We start from the raw sequence: 4908 nt of genomic DNA, 5'->3' as shown, positions 1-4908 counted from the left end.
CCCTCCCGCAATACTGGCGCCACCAAGCACCCGAGGAGGCACCATCCCATGCCCGGACCCCTGGCCAACCTGCGCGTCCTGGAACTCGGTGGCATCGGCCCCGGCCCGCACGCGGCCATGCTGCTGGCCGATCTGGGCGCGGACGTGGTGCGGGTGGAGCGCCCATCGGGCGGATTGCGCATGCTGCCCAAGGACCAACCCGATTGGTTCCTGCGCGGCGTGCGCGTGGTGAGCGCGGACCTGAAGACCGCCGAGGGCAAGGCCGTGCTGGACGACCTGCTCGCGGTCGTCGACGTGATCGTCGAGGGCTACCGGCCCGGGGTCGCGGAGCGCCTGGGCATCGGCCCGGACGACGTCGCGGCCCGCAATCCCGGCGCGATCTACGCCCGGATGACCGGCTGGGGCCAGGACGGGCCGCTCGCCCAGCGAGCCGGGCACGACATCAACTACATCGGACTGACCGGCGGGCTGAACGCCTTCCGGGTCGAAGGTTCCCGCCCGGTGCCACCGCTCAACATGTTCGGCGACTTCGGCGGCGGGTCGCTGTATCTGGTGATGGGCATCCTCGCGGCGTTGTTCGAGCGGGGTACTTCCGGGCGCGGTCAGGTGGTGGACGGCGCCATCGTGGACGGCACCGCGTCGCTGCTGCAGATGGTGTGGAATCTGCGCGCGGCGGGCCTGTGGAGCGACACTCCGGCGGTCAACATGCTGGACACCGGCGCCCCGTTCTACGACACCTACGAGTGCGCGGATGGCGGCTACCTCGCGGTCGGTTCGATCGAACCGCAGTTCTACGCCGCCCTGCTGTCCGGGCTGGGCCTGGCCGATGAGGAGCTGCCGGACCAGCACGACCGGGAGAACTGGGCGGTGCTGCGCAAGCGGTTCGCCGAACTGTTCGCCTCCCGCACCCGCGACGAGTGGGCCGCGCACTTCGTCGACACCGACGCCTGCGTGACTCCGGTGCTGAGCTTCGGTGAGGTGGCCGAGCACCCGCACATCGCGGCCCGCGGCACGGTCGCGGACATCCACGGCACCGTGCAGTGCGCGCCCGCCCCGCGGTTCTCCCGCAGTAACCCCGGCCTGCCCAACATCCCGGCCACAGCGCCCACCCCGGTGGCTGACGTGCTCGCCGCGTGGCGCCGCGACTGACCCGGCATGGACGCGGGGTCCGGACGAAACGTACGCTGTACCCATGAGTAGCTTCCGGCGCACGCTGTTCGCTGAAGAGCACGACGACTTCCGTGCCATGGTGCGCGAGTTCCTGTTCGCCGAGGCGGTGCCGCATACCGCGCAGTGGGAGCGCGACGGCATCATCGGCCACGAGTTCTGGCGCAAGGCCGCGGGGCAGGGCATGGTCGGCTTCGCCGCGCCGGAGGAGTACGGCGGCGCGGGCATCCGCGACTTCCGGTTCAACACGGTGATCATCGAAGAGGTCGTGCGCACCGGCGCCGTCGGCGACGCGTTCGGCATCACCAACGACATCGTGATGCCCTACCTGCTGGACATCGGCACCCCCGAACAGCACGCGCGCTGGCTGCCCCGGATCACCTCCGGCGAGGCGCCCACCGCCATCGCCATGTCCGAGCCCGGCATGGGCTCGGACCTGCGCGGCATTGCCACCACCGCGCGCAAGGTTTCTGACGGCTGGTCACTGTCGGGCTCGAAGACGTTCATCACCAACGGCATCCTGGCCGAGCTGCTGATCATCGCGGCCAAGGTGCCCGATGCGGACAACAAGCTCGGCCTGTTCGTGGTCGAGGGTGACGCCGCCGGGTTTACCAAGGGCCGCAAGCTGGACAAGATCGGCCGCCGGGCCACGGACACCGCCGAGTTGTTCCTCGACGACGTGTTCGTGCCGGACGCCGACGTGCTCGGGGTGCCGGGCAAGGGGCTGCACTACCTGATGGCCAACCTGGCCCAGGAGCGGCTGTCCATCACCGTGGGCGCCATGGCGCACGCAGAACGGGCGCTGGAACTCGCGCTGGACTACGCCAAGACCCGCAAGGCCTTCGGCCAGCCCATCGGCACCTTCCAGGCCAACCGGTTCACCCTCGCCGAACTGCACACCAAGATCTCCTCGATGCGTTGCTACGTGGACCGCGCGATCGAATTGCACTGCGCCGGCGAGCTGTCCGCGGCGGACGCGGCCGGGTCCAAGTTTCTCACCACCGAGCTGGAGTTCGAGGCGCTGGACAAGTGCCTGCAGATCCACGGCGGCTACGGCTACATGGAGGAATACGAAATCGCCCGCCGCTGGCGCGACGCCCGCGTGCAGCAGATCTACGGCGGCACCAACCAGATCATGCGCGAGATCGTCGGCCGCGACCTCGGCCTCTAAAGAGACCTGCGCAAGTCCCCCGAGTGTGTAGGTACGCAGGCCTAAGGGCCGTTTTCGGCTGCACAACTACACGCTCGGGGTAGAAGTGCAGCCGACATCCGGCCGGGGAATGTCTCGACGTGTTGACTAGTCATGCTGTCCAGACACAGCTAGCCTCCTGGGTGTGACGCCACCTCGGATCTCCCGCGCTCGTCCCCGCGCCCACGACGGCCGCAGCGGATCCGAGACGGCGATCTTCGCCGCCACCGAGGCCCTGCTCACCGAGACCATGCTGCAGGATCTGACGGTTGCTCAGATCATTGCGCGGGCGGGCATCTCGCGGGCGAACTTCTATCACTACTTCGCGTCCAAGTTCGACGTGCTGGCCGCGCTGGTGGCCCGACTGCTGGAGGACGTGTACACCCCCGACGAGTCCTGGTCGGCGCCGGCCGGGAAGGAGCGCGCCGGCTCGCTGGAGGCGAGCATGGCGGGCACCGTCGAACTGTGGTCCGCGCACGGCGCGGTGATCTGCGCCGCCATCGAGCACATGTACACGGTGCCGCAGATCGGCGAGGCGTGGTTCGCGGTCCGGGAGCAGTTGGTCCAGGCGGTCGCCGGGCAGATCGAATACGAACGCAGCCACGGCCGCGCCGGCGCCGGAGCGCCCGCGGACATGGTGGCCACCATGCTGCTGTGCGCACTGGAGCGCACCTTCTACGTCGGCACCCGCGGGCTGGATGCCCGCATCCTCACCCCGACCCTCGCCGCGGCCGCGATCGATGAACTCACCGCGCGGGCGCTGATCGGCCGGGTCACCCCGGATCCGGAGGCCGCGGGTCCCCGCCCGCACGAGCAGACCGGGTTGCCCGAGCCCACCGACACCGCCGGCGGCATTCTGCACGCGGTCGGCCGGCTGGTGTGCACCACGTCGCTGGAGGAGCTGTCGGTGGCCACCATCGCCGACGCGGCGGAGACCTCGCGGGCCACCTTCTACTTCTACTTCGCCTCCAAGGAGGACGCCTTCGCCGCGTTGTTCGGGCAGATCGCCGAGCCGTTCGTGCATCTGATCGAGCAGCGGGTGAGCGCCGAGGATCCCACCGACCTCGGCAACCTCGTGCTGGATTGGATGCACGGCGACGAAGTGGCACTGGCCGTGGTGCGCAACACCGTGCACGAGTGGCCGCGGCGCCCGGAGTTGGCCAAGGTCTACCTCGCCGCCGCGGACCGCATCGAGGAGGCATTGGGCGCGGCCATCGCGGCCAACCGTGGCCATGTTGCGGGCGCCGGTGCGGGCGAACTGGCCGCCGCCCTGTGGTGGACGGTGGAGAACACCTTCGCGGGCGCGCTGGCCGCCGAGGGCCACCTTGCCGACGCCGAGGGGGTGGCCCGCATGCTCGGCGATCTGCTGATCGCTACCGTCTTCGGTGTCAGCCCGGCTGTCGAGGAGGCCACGCGATGACATTCGCGCCGCACGGTAAGCGCACCGGCGAAGCAGTGCTGGTGGACTTCGAGGGCGGCGTGCTGCGCATCGTGCTCAACCGCCCGGATCGTCTCAACGCATTGACGAACGAGGTCATCGACGACGTCGCCGACGTGGTCAGCCAAGCGGGCCAGGAAACCGACGTGCGCGTGGTGGTGCTCTCCGGCGCGGGCCGTTCGTTCTGCTCCGGGGCCGACCTCACGCTCAAGCCCGAACCCGGCTGGGAGCCGCCGGTAGACATCATCGACGCGGGCAACCGGCTCACCCGGACGTTGTGCGAGTTGCCCATCCCCACCATCTGCGCGGTGCAGGGCGCCGCGGCGGGCATCAGCGTCTCCTTCGCCCTGGCCTGCGACTTCGTGCTGGCCCGGCCGGATGCCTACTTCCTGCTGCCGTTCGTGCACATCGCCCTGATGCCCGACGGCGGTGCCACCGCGATCGTGGCTGCCTCGGTGGGCCGCGCCCGCGCGCTGAAGATGGCCATGCTCGGCGAGCGGCTGCCCGCCACCGAGGCGCTGGCCGCCGGGATGATCGCCGGGGTGCACGAGGACCTCAACGACGCGGTCGACGCGCTGGTGGCGCGGTTGGTCACCTTGCCGCCGGACGCGCTGGCCGGCGCCAAGCGAGCCATCAACGCGGCCACGCTGCCGGGTCTGGACCGGGCGCTGGAGACCGAACGCGCCTGGCAGCTAGATCTGCTGCGCGCGAGCGACTTCATCGAGGGCGTGAGCGCGTTCGGGGAGAAGCGCAAGCCGGTGTTCGGACAGCGCTCCATCACCCTCTGACCCGACGGACCGCCGCCGGCTGAACCAAACGGGTGTCGTCTGCCGGGAATGAGACACACCGAACGCGGGCAATCGGGATACTCGACGTCGTGGAGGAGGAGGCGACGCCCACCCGAACCCGACGCCTGCGGCTGCGCACGCGCATCGGGATCATCGTCGTCGCCCTGGGCCTGTTGGTCGGCGCGGTGCTGGGCGCGATCTCCGCGCCGATCTGGACACCGCTGTACGCCGTCCTCGCCTTCCTCGCGGTGGCGGTGTTGTTGCTGCTGCGCGACGCGACCGTGTCGCTGACCCCGGATCACCTGGTCGTGCAGAACATGATCCGG

Annotated in this window: 5 protein-coding genes; all 5 read left to right on the top strand. The window is 70.0% G+C overall.

The window, feature by feature from the left end; translation table 11 throughout:
• Positions 1-1149, top strand: a 1149-nt coding sequence (locus VGJ14_06940) for a CaiB/BaiF CoA-transferase family protein (GenBank protein HEY2832144.1), incomplete at its 5' end; no start/stop codon positions are given.
• Positions 1150-1192: 43 nt separating this feature from the next.
• Positions 1193-2338: an acyl-CoA dehydrogenase family protein gene (locus tag VGJ14_06935; protein HEY2832143.1), complete on the top strand. Its 1146-nt coding sequence runs from the start codon at positions 1193-1195 to the stop codon at positions 2336-2338.
• A 163-nt stretch (positions 2339-2501) separates the two neighbouring features.
• The gene (locus tag VGJ14_06930) at positions 2502-3776 is read left to right on the top strand and encodes a TetR/AcrR family transcriptional regulator (protein HEY2832142.1); all 1275 of its coding nucleotides are present in this window, start codon (positions 2502-2504) and stop codon (positions 3774-3776) included.
• Complete coding sequence (locus tag VGJ14_06925) at positions 3773-4582, top strand: enoyl-CoA hydratase (protein HEY2832141.1); 810 nt, start codon at positions 3773-3775, stop codon at positions 4580-4582. The genes VGJ14_06930 and VGJ14_06925 overlap by 4 nt, the downstream gene beginning before the upstream one ends.
• Before the next feature lie 89 nt (positions 4583-4671).
• On the top strand, positions 4672-4908 hold a 237-nt coding region (locus VGJ14_06920; GenBank protein HEY2832140.1), incomplete at its 3' end, for a hypothetical protein.

The organism is Sporichthyaceae bacterium, from assembly GCA_036493475.1.
Taxonomy (GTDB): Bacteria; Actinomycetota; Actinomycetes; order Sporichthyales; family Sporichthyaceae; genus DASQPJ01.
Note: the sequence above shows the minus strand (reverse complement) of the source record. Positions and strands in the feature narration are given on the sequence as shown.